We start from the raw sequence: 14,564 nt of genomic DNA on the forward strand, positions 1-14,564 counted from the left end.
TTTTCCGGTGTGCCCGGATGAACGAAGGAAATATAAGCGAAGAAAAGAATGTTGAGTGCAAGCGTGATGAGGAAAGTCCAGTAACCACTCTTATTGTAAAGGTCTGTGTTTTGCATAATTTTACCTGTTATAGTCTATACGAAAAACTGCTCTTTTTATCCAACAATTTTTAAAAGATGCAAGATTAATTTTATTTTCCCCAAACTCAGATCACAAAACCTGGAGGAAACAGATAGACGTATGACACTCAAACGTTTTTACACCATTCTCTCCGCATTAATTCTCATCAATCTCCTCTACGGACCACTCGTAAGAGCAACTGATTCGGGACTCGCATGTCCTGACTGGCCCTTGTGCCACGGGAAATTTGTACCAGAATTTACATTCCAAATTTTTATGGAAGTGGGTCATAGATACTATTCTGGTGTTTTGGGTATCCTTGTTGGAATTGGTTTTGTTTGGATTTTACGAAACAAAGACACTCGAAATCAATTGGGAATCCCGGCTACACTTTCACTGATTTTCCTAATTTCACAAGTGATTCTCGGTGGATTGACTGTAACCAAACTACTCCACCCAACAACCGTTAATTTACATTTACTCAATGCAGTATTACTTCTTTCTGCTTGCCTGACTGTCCGGTTGCTTTTGACAGAGAATGTTTCTTCTCAGTTCCAATGGAAAAGACCAGGAAAATATTTTTTCGTATTTGTACTCACAGTCGTATTGTACCAACTATTTCTTGGCGGAAAGGTGAGTTCTCATTACGCAGGACTTGCATGCCCCGACTTCCCTACTTGTTACGGAGAATGGTTTCCTGAAATGAAAGGCACCATTCGATTCCAGATGGAACATAGACTTTTTGGATACCTTGCCGCCTTCTCTGTATTGTCTTTATCTGCATACGGAATCCTTTACTTAAAAAACAATCACGTGAAAAAATCTTTAAAAATTGCCGCTTATTTGATTTCTTTTCAAATCTTGCTTGGGGCAATGAACGTATTGTATCAACTTCCAAAGTTAATTACCGGCTTACACACATTAAATGGTGTTCTCGTATTTATGTTTTGTTTTATTGCTGCATTTTACCATTTCCGGTCTGAGGAAAAAGAGGTTTTATAATGTTCCGTTTGTGGAACCAACTCACAAAACCTAGAGTTACTGTACTCGTCCTTGCTACCGTCCTTCCGGGTATGTATTTAGGAACTACGGGTTATCCGAGTCTACTCGAAATATCAATCACACTTTTTGGAACTTATTTGATGAGTTCTGCATCTTTTATCCTCAATCAATACATTGAAAGAGAAAGAGATGCAGTGATGTATAGAACCAAACAAAGACCCATTCCTGCGGGGGAAATTTCACCAACCTTTGCATTAGTTTTAGGTGTGGTGGTTGCGATTGTAGCTTTTGTTATTTTAACTTACTATATCAATCTCCTAACGGCCGTTTGCGCCCTATCAGCTTTACTTTTATATGTGTTTTTGTATACGATTTGGCTAAAACCAAGAACCGAACAAAACATTGTGATTGGTGGGATTTCTGGATGTATTGGTCCACTTATTGGATATGCAGCCATGGCAAATGCGCTCCCTCTCCAAGCTTGGATCATGTTTTTAATGATCTTTCTTTGGACACCGGCACATTTTTGGGCTCTTGCTATCTTTTTAAAAGATGATTATGAATTTGCAGGGATTCCGATGATGCCTGTTGTGTCCGGAATTGAAAAAACAGTGAATCAAATCTTTCTTTATGCGATTGCCTATTCCATTTCTGTACTTGGATTTTACTTCGTAGATGAAAGAATGGGATTTTTGTTTTTAGGTTCTGCAATTTTTCTTACTATTTTAATTTTGACCTTCGCTTATTTTTTAAAACGTTCGAAGGACAAAATACTTGCCAAACGGTTTTTCTTTTTTAGTATCTTTCACTTATTTTTGGTGAGTTTGGCCATCGTCATCGACTCCAAAATCTAGGTTTTTTGATTGATTTGAACTAAAAATCCTGTTTTTCTTCTGCCCATGAGTATCCTAACACGTTATTTCTCTAAGTCCGATTTGGATGAAATCAAATCAGCGGTTGGTGTTGCAGAATCAAAAACCTCCGCCGAAATTGTTCCCTTTTTTGCTGAATCTTCACACCACTATAAAGAATGGATCTGGTTCGGAGCCTTTCTGATGGGTGGTTTATTTGGAACTATTTTTTATCTGGTTCAAAGACTGTACGGAATTGTTTGGGGTGGAGAGTCCTTCTTTAGCATTTTATCCGTATGGATTGGCGCAGTCCTTGGGCTAGGTATCACTTCCTTTTTTCCTAAAATCAGAATTAACTTAGTTTCACGAAGCGCCAAACAATACTTTGTCGAACTTAGGGCTAAAGAAGCTTTTTTGGATGAAGAAGTTTTTAGAACCAAAAGTAGAACTGGAATTTTAATTTATATTTCCCTATATGAACATTTTGTCCGAGTATTACCAGACAAAGAAATTGCAAGAGTCGTTCCAAAATCAGAATGGAATGAAGCAGTTCGTCTCATCATTGAAGGGATGAAATCTGGCAAAAAGAAAGAAGGGATTGTTTCTAGTATTCTATTCTGTGGAGAATTACTGAACAAATACAATATCCAAAGAGAAAAAGACGATAAAAACGAAATCTCTAACGAAATCCGTGATGGTGGGAAATTGATGTAATGATGATCAAAACAAAACCTACCAACTCAAATTTTAAATCCATTCTCAGTCTAACGAATCGATTGTTTTTCGTTTTTCTCTTGTTACCTACTGTTACAATCATTCATTCTTTTCCTGTTCCCAAACTGGAAAGACGAGTGATGGATCATGCTGGAATTTTATCAGAAGCTACAAAAAATCAATTAGAAGCAAGCCTCAAACAATTTGAAACAGAAACTTCCAATCAAATTGCAGTGTACACAACACCAAGCCTCCATGATGAAGTGATAGAAGATGTAGCCATTCAAATTTTTGATGAATGGAAGTTAGGACAAAAATCCAAAAACAATGGAATTCTTTTACTCATTGCACCTAACGAAAGAAAGTTGCGAATTGAAGTCGGTCGTGGCCTTGAGGGAGCACTCACTGACATTCAGGCCAAACAAATCATTCGTAATGAAATAACACCCAGTTTTAAAGCAAAGGATATGGATGGAGGTGTCACTGCTGGGGTAAATGCCATTATGGCTGCGATTCGCGGAGAATATGCACCTTCGGAAGATGATGTAAATACCTCTGGAAATGATTCGGATGAAGTTTCATCAGGAATTGTTGGTGGAATCGCCACATTTTTTTCTCTGTTTGTAGCTGGCTTTGGTGGTTTAGTAGTCACTATTATTGGGATTCTCTTCCTTTATCCTCTGTTAGTTTTTATCTTTGGAGGGACTTTTGCTCTAATTATCGCAATCGCCCTTTTCTTTTTAGTAATATTTCTAAAAAGAATTTTCGGTCTCGGTCAAGGTGGTGGAGGCTCTGGAGGATACTATGATGGCGGTGGTTGGTCGAGCGGAAGTGATTCCTGGTCATCTGGTTCTAGCGATAGTTGGTCTGGTGGCGGCGGGGATTCCGGCGGCGGCGGATCTTCTGGAGATTGGTAACAATATCCAGCTCAAATACTAAAAACCAAATCAGATTTTAGAACTATCACATTACACTTGTTAAACAAATCACCTAACAAAAGATACTGTTAGGTGATTTCAATACAAATGAGAGCGGAGTCATCTTTCCAATAGGATTTATCCATTTTTTGGAACAACATAGTTTTAATAGAAGGAACCAGTTCTTCGAATGGCAAAGTGACGGTTTTCTGGATGACTTCTAATAAATCGCCCCAGGCTTTCGTTCCATCCGATTCATTTAATTCCTCAAATAACCCGTCCGTAAACAAAAAGATCCTATCTCCTGATTCTACTTTTGATTCAAAAATTCCATACCGGTAATGTTCTAAAATTCCAATGATAGGGCCTGTGTTTTCTATAATGGTGGTATTTCCAACTTTCTTCATATGGATTTGATTTTGAACACCACCTCCCGCATAACGAAGAATGCCTTGGTGGAAATCAAAATCCATCACGAGAGCTGGAAAATAAATTTGTAAGTCAGCATTTTTATCGTAAAAATGTTGGTTCATATAAAACAACAAATCATTCGGGCGCATAGCAACTGCGGATACACGTTCAAACTCAGATTGGATCATCATGGTATAAAGGGCAGCTTGTAAACCATGACCAGTGGCATCAGCCAGAAAAAAACGATAATAAAAGTCTTGAATCCGTTTTATAAAATAGATGTCACCACCAACTTCTGCAATTGGTTTGTATAAAATATCCACTTTCAAATGAGGATCTAATTCTGGAAGTTTGGTAACACTTTGGATGATAGACTTTGCGAGTTTCATATCCTTTCCAATTTGATCCAATTTACTTTGGAGTTCTATTGTTTTGTCTTTTACCCTTGTTTCCAATCTTTCATTTAAATCGGTCAGTTGATTTTGTACTTTTTGTAAGGTTTGGTTTTTATCAGAAAGTTCTATGGCCAAGTTTTCTGCATCCACGAACCCTTTCGAAAAGTTTCGGGCTATATATACAGATTGAACGAAAAACATAGTAAAAATTCCAAAGTGGATGGTGAGCGGTCCATAAATGACAAGGTTATTTACTAAAATATCATTGATAAAACTTGCGATAAAGATAGCAAAACTTATGAGAAAATATATAGACCCAGGAAAGGAATCACGGATGGCTCGGATGATGGCAAAAAAAGTGTAAACAACTCCAATCAAAGTAAAAATTTGGAACGGTATCATCAAATACGTGTAAAACGATGACCTCGTCACAAGAACGATAAAACAAAAAGCAAAACCTACATATTTAAGAAATTCATAAGCTAGTCGAGAATAATAAGGTTTAAAAAGTAGATAAACATATCTGGTAAAAATAGGAGTGATTAAAAAGAAACTGAGGTAACTGAGTTTTAAATGTATTTCCCAAGGTAAGTTTGGAAAAATTTGGATTAAATATTTATTTCCAGTAATGAATACCCGTAGTGCTACTAAAAGACAAGTCAAGGCAAACCAATAAGTAAAAGGATCTTTTTTCCGGTTCCGATACAGAAACAAATGGTAGATTCCCATAAACAAAATGCTACCAACAAGTAACATATCTCGTAAGATATCAGATTCATACTGATGGTGAATTTCAGATGTGTTTCCAATTGTAATTATCTGGGCAGGCCCACCTTTCCTGTGGTGGTAGTTTGAGATTTGCAAGATAACGGAAGTTTGGTTTTCTTTCGGGATAAAATCAATGATTCTTGGTCTGTATTCAGGTTTTCCTGTTTGGTAGGAAGTTGCCACCACACCGTTTGATGCCAACCGAACACCATCAACAAACAAGTTATAGGCGGTTTCCATTTCAGGAACTTTTAAAGAAAGTGGAACCCCTTTTTGTCCATGTTGGATTTCGAGGCTAAATGTGGCATACCCATCACCTGCAAGGAAACCGCGATGGAAAAAAGAATCCGACCAGATTCCAGGGACCTTAAAAAAATGTGGTTCCCGAATCGTTTCCACAGAGGAAAGTTCCAGTGGGGAAATCAGGAGTCCCGGGTAATACCCCCACTCACCCACAAGTTCTATGGTTTTTGTCTGATCTTTTAAGTACGACTCGGCCGATAGAACTCCCTTTTCCACTTGGGGAGGCACTTCTTTCGGATTACACGTAACAAGTGCCAAACACCAAACAATCCCGATCCAACGGAAATTCATTGAAAACGAAGGTTTAACAGTCCTACAGGCGGTTCTGAACAGGGATGTACTTTCTTTGGTTTTCGCCCACATATATCTGTTTTGGACGAACTTTTGAGAAGTCTCCCTTCATCCTTTGTTCTCTCCAGTGCGCAAGCCAACCTGGTAGTCTGCCAATCACTTGCATGACCGAAAACATATTTTTAGGGATTCCCAATGTGTGAAATACGAGTCCGGAGTAGTATTCTAAATTAGGATAGAGGAGATTTTCCATAAAATAAGAATCATTCCAAACCACTTCGTCAATTTGAAGTGCGATGTCTTCTACTGGGGATAACTTTCTACCTTTATAAAACTCGCGAATGATTTCACGTGCGACCTGGGCACGAGGGCTTACCACATCATATGCCTTTTGTCCAAACCCATTGGTTTGAATGTTTAGACCACCACGTTTGAACCTTTCGAAATAATCCTTAACAGGTGTTTTTGTTTTGATGATGTCTTCAATAAGACCAATCGCAGCAGTAGGACGTCCTCCTTCGCGAGCTCCCCACTGTGCCATGATCCCTGCAGAGATAGAAGCAAACAAATTGGCTTGAGTAGATCCAACCACTTGAACAGCGGTGTTGGATACATTTTGTTCATGATCCGCATGTAAGATCCACATTTGATTTAATATACGATCAAACTCTTCTGGAACTGTATAATTGTCCGCAGGCATCTTATGCATCATATAAAGAAAGTTAGTGCAGTAAGGATTTTTATCTAATGGATACACAAAAGGATGCCCTACTGCATGTTTGTAAGTGAATGCCGCGATTGTGCGAATTTTTGCAAGTAACCTTGCAATTAAGTCCACACCCATATCTAACTTTTCTTCGTATTCTTCTAAATAATAACTAGAAAGTGAAGTAACCATTACAGATAAAACTGCCAATGGATTGGCAACACCAGGAAAACCATCAAAAAGATTTAACATGTCTTCATGGATCATCGAGTGTTTTGAAAGTCGACCAGAGAAGTCATTTAACTCTTGTTTGGTAGGGAGATTTCCATAAATTAATAAAAACGAAGTTTCCACAAAAGTGGATTGGTAAGCTAGTTCTTTTAAGTCGTAACCACGATAAGTTAATTCCCCTTTTTCTGGGTCACGTCTGGACACTTTTGATAAACCAAGTGCTGTATTGAATAAACCTGGATCCACGGTGACGAGGCCGGTTTTTCTATAAAAATCGGTTAAGTCGATTCCTTCTTTTCCATCGGTACCAACAATGACCGGTAGTTTATATGTTTTGCCCTTGATGTGGAATTCCACTTCACTCATGAAAAGACCTCTCTCCCTCCTATCTTATGGAAGGGAAGTTAGGAATCTAGAAGAATTTAGACTTGGGTGAGTGCAGAATTGAGAGAATCGTGGATGAGGACAAAATCAGTAAGGCCAACAATATCCATGACTTTGCGAAAGTGGGTATTGAGGCCCGCGAACTCAATTTTGCCTTGGTTCTCAGAAGATTTTGTAATGAGGCTAATGAGAGTGGCAATCCCAGCAGAATTGATATAGGAAGTTTCAGAAAAGTTCAGAATGACGCGACCGCGTTTATCGCTAGGAATGGATTCGTAAGATTCAACAATCTCTTCTTCGGCTTCGGAAGTGATTTCACCAGAAATATGAATCACAGGGAGGTTTCCCCCATTTTCAAATCCCAACCGAATCTTAAACTCTTCCATCATTAGCCTCCAGGGAATTCCACTGAGAACGCGGGTCAACAAAAATTACGATTTTGATTTTCTTTCTTCCTTCGACAAACGACCAAAAGGTTGTTTGCATTTTCTACAAACATAGTACACGTCTGTAGGTGTAGCTGATATTCCGACAAGTCCCATGGCGATCATTCCCCAAGTGGAATACTTCACAACTTTACGTGCATTTTCGTCGTCACGAGTGGTCCCACAATCACAGGTGGGTCGATCAGCTTTTTTAATGATTTGGTTCATAAAGGTAAGTGTTCGGTTCCAACCTGTGGATGGAACCGAAAAAGAAGATGATTAGTTTTTAGAAAGGTGTTCCACGTACTTAGCAAGGATGCGGATGTTATCATCACCCAAATGTCCGTAAGCAACCATTGGAGATCCTTTGATTCCTTCTTTCAAAGTTTTAGTCACACCGGCAGCGGTATTTCCATTTTTCCACTCAGCAGCAGGAGCTTTGTAGTTTCTTGGTTTTGGATTTAGGGCAGCAGCAGCAGCTCCGTCACCAGCACCTTTCTCACCGTGGCAAGAAGAACAGTTTTGAAGATAGAGTTCTTCACCTTTTGCAAGTTCAGGATCCGCACTAGCGCTAGATTCCGCAGCAGCAGGAACTTCTTCTTTTGGTTTGGAATCGCCACAAGCTACCATCACAAATGCGAAGGAGAGTGCGAAGAGAGAGACTAAGACTTTTTTTGAGTTCATTTCTTACTCCAAGATAAGGTTGGCTCCAGTCTCTCACCCTTCTTGTCTTTTGAAAAGAAGAAATCAATGTTTTTCTAAAAGATTTGAGACTGCCTTTTCTAAATTTTGAAACTGAAACTCATAACCGGATTTTAGTAATCTTTCAGGAATGACATATTGTCCTTCGGTGATCACAACCGATCCTTCACCGTAAAGCGCCTGTATGGCGAAAGAAGGAACCTTAAAAAAGCTAGGTCGATGTAATGTTTTTGCTAGTACTCTTGAAAATTCTTCGTTACTGACCGGTTCTGGTGATACTAAGTTATAAGCGCCTGACTCTGATTCTAACTGCATTAAGTGTAACATTGCAGAAATAAAATCCATTATATGGATCCAACTCATGCCTTGTTTGCCGGAAGCGATGGCACCACCTACCCCGAGTAAAAAAGGAGGAACCATTTTTTCCAAAGCTCCCCCTTTGGGGGATAGAATGATTCCAGTTCTAAGTAACAAAGTCCGAATTCCCGCTTTTTTCAGTGGAAGCGTTTGGTTTTCCCAATCCACACAAAGTTTGGCAAGGAAGTCGTCCCCTGGTTCTTTGGTTTCGGAATAAGGAGGATGTACTTCTTCTGACATTCCATAATAACCGATAGCACTTGCGTTTACAAAAACTTTGGGTGGAGACTTTAGATCCATCACTCGAGCAACGAGCCCTCTCGTAAAATCAACACGCGATGTTTCGATTAGTTTTTTACGTTCCTCTGACCATCTAACGCCAGCTATTGGCTCACCAACTAAATTGACGATGGCATCAAGTCCTTCTAAATCTCCGGATTGTGGAAGGATACAAGAAACAAATTCAATTTCTGGATAAGAGGAAAGTTCGGGAGGAAGAGAACTTTTTCTTGAAAAAAACCGGAAACGATGTCCCAAACGGATCGCAGTTTCGACAAAAGCTTTGCCAATCAAGCCAGTACCACCTAAAATTCCGATTTTCATTGGACCTCCTTTCGTGTGGGATCATAAAAAAAGAAGTAGCCCATTTTTTTAGTGGGCATAAGTTTTTCTTTCATATGAGACCTGCCATTGTCCTTCCTATTACTGTTGCCATATTTTTTGTTCTCTTCGGGAATTATTATCTATTTTCCGGAACAAAAAAAAGTATAAATCAATACAAAGAAAATCCACCGTTCCGCATTGAGGACAACACAGGATCTGGAGGCATTCACCTTCTCTTAGACAAAGATACAAAAACAGTTTGGAGAAAGAAACAAAATGGAAATGGAGATTTTGATTTTTTCTTAGAAATGAAATTATCACATTTTTGGGATGGAAGTCTTTTTTCCCCCAGAGAATTCAAAAATCTGAATGTTTTTGCTTGCCCCGGTGAAAACCTACCAACCTTTGAAATACGATTTTTATTACGCGAAAGTATCAACGTAGATAAAGAACTGAGAATGCCAAAAGATGAGTTAACATTTGTTTACCGGTTCGAAGAAAAAAATAAAACTCAGGTTTCTATTCCGTTATCAAAACTTCCTAAATTCCAAAAAGAAACCAACTACCCAAAAAATATCCATATCCTAACTCCAGAATTCAAATTGTTTGCCTCTGCAGGTTGTCTTTCTGAAGTGCAACTGGAAGAAATACCATGACAAATCCTCCAGGCAAAATCTCGGAATCACCGACAATCCCTGGAAATAAAAAAGGCAGTGGTCGAAAGTTCGATATCAGTTCTTTATTAGAGGAAGGACCTCTTCCGATTGCCGGGGAAACAAATCATACTTCTAGTTTGGATGAAAAACTAAGGAAGGCTTATTTTTGGATTACCAACTTTGCCATCATCAATCCATTTTATGACATTGAATACAATGATAGTCCTCCTTTAAAGTTTACATTAGGAGATTCTAAATCCACAGTCACCCTTCCCACTGCACAAAGTTATTCAAGTTTTGTTTTACTTCCCCTGCTTACCCTTATTGTAAGAGGTAAATGTTTGTTAGTTGGTGGGCCTGGACGTGGTAAAACCGCATCCGCCATTCTTATGGGTGTGATTGCCGGTTATCCAATCAAAGAAATCAAACGAGCCATCCAACATGGACAACCTCAAATGACAATTACAGATTTACTTGGGAACCCTCTCCCGAGTGATATGATGCAGGCCAAGTCCATGGATGAAATCAAAATCGCTTGGAGGAAATGGCTTGGAATGCAAATCAAAATCATAGATGAATACAATCGAATTCCCACAAGAACACAATCAGCCCTTCTCACCATTATGGGAGATAACTATGCTGAAATTTACGATCAAATTTATGAATGCCCCGATGCTGCTTGGTATTTAACAGCCAACGATGATGCGGGAGGTGGAACCTACCAAGTCATCGAAGCCCTTCGTGACCGGATCGACATTGTGGTGAAGGCTCCTCACTTTAACACACGTTTTATTAAGGATTTAATCCAAAGAGTGGAAGAAGGATACAAACCGGAAACACTTGTTCCTAAAGAAATTGTTTTTTCTGAAGAAGAAATCAAAACTATCAATTCAGAAATCAGAAATGTGATTTTTCCACCAAAACTTCGTCGTCGGATGGAATTTTTTACCTCCCAATTTGAGTTTATGGAATATGCGGGAGAACAATTAGAATACAAAACCAAAGACACCGCCAAACTGAGTACAGTTGACTATTCTATTCTCAGTTCTGCAGAAACAGGGAAGGACAAAACAAAGGATTTAGGTTCTCAAACCAAAAATGGACTCAGTGTTCGAGCTATTTTTACTTGTATCAATTATGCAAAAGCCCTCGCTTATTTTCGTGGCCTAAACGAAGTGAGTTTGGATGATCTTAGCCATGTTTTACCCTTTGTCCTTCACGACAAATTGGTTCAAAATTCGGACTCTCCTTTTTTTGAAGATGCAGAAAACAAAGTCTACCGCAGCGACCGAGTCAGTTGGATTCGAAAACTTTTTAGTTTGTCCTTAAGTGAATATGACAGGCTTGGACTAGATAAAAATGATGTGATCAAAAATCTTTCAGAAAAGTTCGAAGAAGGTTTAGAAGGACTTTCCGCAAAAGACACCAAACAAAGATTATTAGAAATAGAAAAAGAAATAGAATCCATGGCAAAACAAAGAAAGTTGTATGGGCATATGTTTGATGATTTATTAAAATTAAAATATCTACACCAAAGGTATACCAATTACCTCAAATGGGCGGAATCAAATGTATGAACCCACCGTTTTGGAAAGAAGTACTCTTACAAAATCGGGAAGTTTGTAACCATCTTGTTCTAAAAGAAAAAAAAACAAATCCAAGTTTTTCAGATGATATCCTTTCGGAAAACCTAGTTCCTTTTTTCGAAACTATATCTCTTTCGAAGGAAAAAGAAATCACAGAGGAGACTTCCCTCTCCTTATTCCAAATTTTGGTTACACTTGTTTCCAAAAATTTTTTCAAACAAAATCCCCAAGTGACAGATCTTTTTTTGGAAACATTCACTTTATATGATTTTATAAAAAACGAAAACCTAACAGAATGTATTTCTTATTTAGCCAATGTTCTTGTCAAAGTGGAGGAATCAAAAAAAGAAATTTTTCTAAAAAGAATCCAATCCTTTTCGAAGTTCACATCTGCCGTGGAGGAATGGAAAATCCTTTTAATCATTTTTGCTTGGGCCAGTGGGAAACCAGAATACAGAGAAGAGGCCAAAACAAAATTTAAAATTTTACCTTTAACCTTAAAAGAACAAATCCAATCGATCGTGGGAATTGACGAGGAAACATTATCCTATCCTTTCCCCAAAAGAAAAAGCCCTCCGAAAGAAACCGATCCCATCCATTTTCGAGTCATCCCTGGTTACTCCTTGTTTGGTGGCCCATTCCAAGAAATCCCGGTCTTAAGTTCGGAATTAAGGACGGGATCCGATCCTTTTGTTGTAACGTCGGGACTCAATCAATTTACCCTATACTTAGATCAATTCGGAACCAATATCATTTCTAAGGAAAAAATAGCGAATCCAGAAAAAGTAAACACATCCACCATCCAATCTTCGTTTTGGAAACTCATTGTGAGTAAAAAACTAGATCTAAAACAATTAGGAACTGTGATTGAATCCGACGCATTCATTCTCTGTACATTACAAAATTCCTATAACCTCTATTTGTTTTATTTGGGAACTACCTAAATGGATTTTGTTAAAAAATGGGAGGAACGTTGGGACGAGGCACTCAAACTTTGGAGTGATTACGTCAAATTAACACCAGCTAAATTTCTATTTTCTGCATCAGAAGAAAAAGTGGAGGGCCTCACAGGATCTTTTGCCGCCATTCGTTTGTTAGACCATAGAGTCCTTCTTTCTGTAGAACAAATCCAAAAATACAAATTAGAGAATTACCCGTTAGAAATTATGGGCCATGAGATTGGTCACCATGTGTATTGCCCAGGAGATTTGGTTGACCAAGCCAAACTCATATACTTAACCGGACTTGCCCTTCCAAGACTTGGACACCTAACATCTACGATAGTAAATGTTTATGAAGACCTATACATCAATGACCATTTAAAACGTTACCAACATTTGCGAATGGAGGAAGTTTACCAAAGGATTGGAAAAAACAAAGATCGGTTTTGGAATTTTTATATGCGAACCTATGAATTGTTATGGGCACTTCCCTCTGAAACATTAACCGATGGTAAGGTAGATGATTTGATCCAATCAGACGCAAGCCTTGTTTGCCGAATGATTCGAAACTTTCCCAATGATTGGCAAAAAGGAATGTTTGATTTTGCAAGTATCTGTTTTCCCTATTTTTTTGATGAAAATGGAGTCGGTAGTTCTAACATACAAAATCTATCTACGATCTTAGATACTTTAGATGCGGGTAAAGGAATGACTCCACCTTCTGGAATTACAGACATAGAAGTAGAATCAGAAATTTTTTCATCGGAAATTGGCTCACTCACAAAAAGGGAATTAGGCCCCGCAGACTTTTCCTCCATCTGTAAAGCCATGGGGATTGAAGCAGATATTTCGGACATTGTGTACAGATTTTATAAAGACAAAGCTCTTCCACATCTAGTTCCTTTTCCTGAGTTACGAACCCCTGGAGCCAAAGAAAAAATCTTAGAAGGAAATGAACTTTGGGATCCAGGTTCTCCTATCGAACAAATCAATTGGATTGAGTCCACCATCCGAAGTCCCATCGTAGTTCCAGGTTATACCACCGTCGAAGATTTATATGGGGAAGTTGAATCCATGGAAGTGAGAACAAATCCAATCGACTTAGATCTGTTTGTGGATTGTTCTGGATCTATGCCGAATCCACAAACGAGTTTGTCTTATCTCACACTTGCCGGTGCCATCATTTCATTGTCGGCATTACGAACGGGAAGTTCGGTTCGTGTGACCTTATGGTCCGGGGAAAAAGAATATGAAACTACAAATGGATTCATTCGTAATGAAAAAGAAATTTTAAAAGTTCTCACGGGATATTTTGGCGGCGGAACTTGTTTTCCTTTAGATCTCTTAGAGGAAGGTTACAAAGAAAAACCAAAACGCAAAAGGCATATCCTCATCATTTCTGATGATGGAATTGACACAATGTTCACGCAAAAATTCCCAAGAGACCCAAGATCCATCGCAAAAAATGCCTTAGAAAAAGCAGAAGGCGGTGGTTCTATGGTTTTGCAACTCTACAATCCAAAAGGGAATTCAATCGTAAATGAAATGGGAAAATCCGGTTGGGAACTTTACCCCATATCCAATTGGGAAGATTTAATCCAGTTCAGTAAAGAATTTGTACAAAGAAATTATGTTAGAAATCAGATACTACGTTAAACAAATACTTAACTTTCCTACTTTATCTGTGGACTTACAAACTTTGTCTCTAGATGCATTGTGGTTTGATGCTTTGTTAACAAAAAGAAAAGAAAACCTCACTCCCATTTTCGAAAAACCAATCGATTCCCTCACAAACATAAACTCAAATTTAAATATAAAAGCAACTCACGCCATCCTCGCCTATGTATTGTTTGATCCAGATTCCAAAATTCCTGAAATTGATATAAAAAAATTAAGAACCTATCTTTTGGAAACAATTCCTGCACTTTGTGCGCTAGTAAATCCTTATACCGAATGGATGAAAGATGCGGAACGAGCCGAAGAACTAGTTCGAAGTTTATTTCATACTTTAGATTTATTACCTGCTAACGAAACAAAATCTTATTTTGAAGATCGATTTCGTTCCATTGATTCTAGAGAAAGGATTCGGATCTTAGAACAAACTAAGATGGCCCAAGAAAGAGCCAAAGAAATCCTTCGGCAAATGAAACAAAAAGAAGAGGAAGAAGCTGCCTCCAAATACAATCGTGAGTGATTTCAAA

15 protein-coding genes are annotated in these 14,564 nt (G+C 38.4%); 9 read left to right on the plus strand and 6 right to left on the minus strand.

Annotated elements, in window-relative coordinates:
- The first annotated feature begins 240 nt into the window (after nucleotides 1–240).
- Genes EHQ24_RS16090 through EHQ24_RS16105 form a run of 4 tightly spaced genes read left to right on the plus strand, consistent with a single transcriptional unit; the run spans nucleotide 241 to nucleotide 3,604 of the window.
- On the plus strand, nucleotides 241–1,122 hold the full coding sequence (locus EHQ24_RS16090; protein WP_135602644.1) for a COX15/CtaA family protein: 882 nt from the start codon (nucleotides 241–243) through the stop codon (nucleotides 1,120–1,122).
- Complete coding sequence (locus tag EHQ24_RS16095; protein WP_135602645.1) at nucleotides 1,122–1,976, plus strand: heme o synthase; 855 nt, start codon at nucleotides 1,122–1,124, stop codon at nucleotides 1,974–1,976. The genes EHQ24_RS16090 and EHQ24_RS16095 overlap by 1 nt, the downstream gene beginning before the upstream one ends.
- 45 nt (nucleotides 1,977–2,021) lie before the next feature.
- Nucleotides 2,022–2,687, plus strand: a complete 666-nt coding sequence (locus tag EHQ24_RS16100) for a TPM domain-containing protein (protein ID WP_135602646.1) — start codon at nucleotides 2,022–2,024, stop codon at nucleotides 2,685–2,687.
- A complete protein-coding gene (locus EHQ24_RS16105; RefSeq protein ID WP_135602647.1) occupies nucleotides 2,687–3,604 on the plus strand; it encodes a TPM domain-containing protein in 918 nt (305 codons plus the stop codon). Before EHQ24_RS16100 ends, EHQ24_RS16105 begins: the two co-directional genes overlap by 1 nt.
- 89 nt (nucleotides 3,605–3,693) lie before the next feature.
- Here the strand turns inward: EHQ24_RS16105 and EHQ24_RS16110 are convergent, their stop codons facing one another.
- From EHQ24_RS16110 to EHQ24_RS16135, 6 genes are all read right to left on the minus strand, one after another.
- On the minus strand, nucleotides 3,694–5,772 hold the full coding sequence (locus EHQ24_RS16110; RefSeq protein WP_135602648.1) for a SpoIIE family protein phosphatase: 2,079 nt from the start codon (nucleotides 5,770–5,772) through the stop codon (nucleotides 3,694–3,696).
- Nucleotides 5,773–5,794: 22 nt separating this feature from the next.
- Nucleotides 5,795–7,075: a citrate/2-methylcitrate synthase gene (locus EHQ24_RS16115; protein WP_135602649.1), complete on the minus strand. Its 1,281-nt coding sequence runs from the start codon at nucleotides 7,073–7,075 to the stop codon at nucleotides 5,795–5,797.
- A 56-nt stretch (nucleotides 7,076–7,131) separates the two neighbouring features.
- Nucleotides 7,132–7,482 (minus strand): STAS domain-containing protein, encoded by a 351-nt coding sequence (locus EHQ24_RS16120; protein WP_167483093.1) that lies wholly within the window; start codon nucleotides 7,480–7,482, stop codon nucleotides 7,132–7,134.
- Nucleotides 7,483–7,524: 42 nt separating this feature from the next.
- Nucleotides 7,525–7,746: a hypothetical protein gene (locus EHQ24_RS16125; protein ID WP_135602651.1), complete on the minus strand. Its 222-nt coding sequence runs from the start codon at nucleotides 7,744–7,746 to the stop codon at nucleotides 7,525–7,527.
- Nucleotides 7,747–7,797: 51 nt separating this feature from the next.
- Nucleotides 7,798–8,202, minus strand: a complete 405-nt coding sequence (locus EHQ24_RS16130) for a c-type cytochrome (RefSeq protein WP_135602652.1) — start codon at nucleotides 8,200–8,202, stop codon at nucleotides 7,798–7,800.
- Between the two features lie 63 nt (nucleotides 8,203–8,265).
- Nucleotides 8,266–9,180 (minus strand): TIGR01777 family oxidoreductase, encoded by a 915-nt coding sequence (locus EHQ24_RS16135; RefSeq protein WP_135602653.1) that lies wholly within the window; start codon nucleotides 9,178–9,180, stop codon nucleotides 8,266–8,268.
- A 74-nt stretch (nucleotides 9,181–9,254) separates the two neighbouring features.
- On the opposite strand from EHQ24_RS16135, the gene EHQ24_RS16140 reads away from it, so the two are divergent.
- Genes EHQ24_RS16140 through EHQ24_RS16160 form a run of 5 tightly spaced genes read left to right on the plus strand, consistent with a single transcriptional unit; the run spans nucleotide 9,255 to nucleotide 14,557 of the window.
- Nucleotides 9,255–9,836, plus strand: a complete 582-nt coding sequence (locus EHQ24_RS16140) for a hypothetical protein (protein WP_135602775.1) — start codon at nucleotides 9,255–9,257, stop codon at nucleotides 9,834–9,836.
- On the plus strand, nucleotides 9,833–11,413 hold the full coding sequence (locus tag EHQ24_RS16145; protein ID WP_135602654.1) for an AAA family ATPase: 1,581 nt from the start codon (nucleotides 9,833–9,835) through the stop codon (nucleotides 11,411–11,413). The genes EHQ24_RS16140 and EHQ24_RS16145 overlap by 4 nt, the downstream gene beginning before the upstream one ends.
- Nucleotides 11,410–12,366, plus strand: a complete 957-nt coding sequence (locus tag EHQ24_RS16150) for a hypothetical protein (protein ID WP_167483094.1) — start codon at nucleotides 11,410–11,412, stop codon at nucleotides 12,364–12,366. The genes EHQ24_RS16145 and EHQ24_RS16150 overlap by 4 nt, the downstream gene beginning before the upstream one ends.
- Nucleotides 12,367–14,019 (plus strand): vWA domain-containing protein, encoded by a 1,653-nt coding sequence (locus EHQ24_RS16155; RefSeq protein WP_135602656.1) that lies wholly within the window; start codon nucleotides 12,367–12,369, stop codon nucleotides 14,017–14,019. It begins immediately after the preceding gene.
- Nucleotides 13,994–14,557 carry a hypothetical protein gene (locus EHQ24_RS16160; RefSeq protein ID WP_135602657.1) on the plus strand — a complete coding sequence of 188 codons (564 nt, stop codon included), beginning with the start codon at nucleotides 13,994–13,996 and terminating at the stop codon, nucleotides 14,555–14,557. Before EHQ24_RS16155 ends, EHQ24_RS16160 begins: the two co-directional genes overlap by 26 nt.
- Nucleotides 14,558–14,564 lie beyond the last annotated feature (7 nt).

The organism is Leptospira noumeaensis (assembly GCF_004770765.1).
GTDB lineage: Bacteria > Spirochaetota > Leptospiria > Leptospirales > Leptospiraceae > Leptospira_A > Leptospira_A noumeaensis.

Bases quoted from the DNA above. Each gene is read 5' to 3' on its own strand.
- EHQ24_RS16105 (WP_135602647.1), top strand. From the start codon at position 2,687: ATGATGATCAAAACAAAACCTACCAACTCAAATTTTAAATCCATTCTC.
- EHQ24_RS16100 (WP_135602646.1), top strand. From the start codon at position 2,022: ATGAGTATCCTAACACGTTATTTCTCTAAGTCCGATTTGGATGAAATC.
- EHQ24_RS16160 (WP_135602657.1), top strand. From the start codon at position 13,994: ATGTTAGAAATCAGATACTACGTTAAACAAATACTTAACTTTCCTACT.
- EHQ24_RS16145 (WP_135602654.1), top strand. From the start codon at position 9,833: ATGACAAATCCTCCAGGCAAAATCTCGGAATCACCGACAATCCCTGGA.
- EHQ24_RS16090 (WP_135602644.1), top strand. From the start codon at position 241: ATGACACTCAAACGTTTTTACACCATTCTCTCCGCATTAATTCTCATC.
- EHQ24_RS16125 (WP_135602651.1), bottom strand. From the start codon at position 7,746: ATGAACCAAATCATTAAAAAAGCTGATCGACCCACCTGTGATTGTGGG.
- EHQ24_RS16135 (WP_135602653.1), bottom strand. From the start codon at position 9,180: ATGAAAATCGGAATTTTAGGTGGTACTGGCTTGATTGGCAAAGCTTTT.
- EHQ24_RS16095 (WP_135602645.1), top strand. From the start codon at position 1,122: ATGTTCCGTTTGTGGAACCAACTCACAAAACCTAGAGTTACTGTACTC.
- EHQ24_RS16130 (WP_135602652.1), bottom strand. From the start codon at position 8,202: ATGAACTCAAAAAAAGTCTTAGTCTCTCTCTTCGCACTCTCCTTCGCA.
- EHQ24_RS16155 (WP_135602656.1), top strand. From the start codon at position 12,367: ATGGATTTTGTTAAAAAATGGGAGGAACGTTGGGACGAGGCACTCAAA.
- EHQ24_RS16150 (WP_167483094.1), top strand. From the start codon at position 11,410: ATGAACCCACCGTTTTGGAAAGAAGTACTCTTACAAAATCGGGAAGTT.
- EHQ24_RS16110 (WP_135602648.1), bottom strand. From the start codon at position 5,772: ATGAATTTCCGTTGGATCGGGATTGTTTGGTGTTTGGCACTTGTTACG.
- EHQ24_RS16115 (WP_135602649.1), bottom strand. From the start codon at position 7,075: ATGAGTGAAGTGGAATTCCACATCAAGGGCAAAACATATAAACTACCG.
- EHQ24_RS16120 (WP_167483093.1), bottom strand. From the start codon at position 7,482: ATGATGGAAGAGTTTAAGATTCGGTTGGGATTTGAAAATGGGGGAAAC.
- EHQ24_RS16140 (WP_135602775.1), top strand. From the start codon at position 9,255: ATGAGACCTGCCATTGTCCTTCCTATTACTGTTGCCATATTTTTTGTT.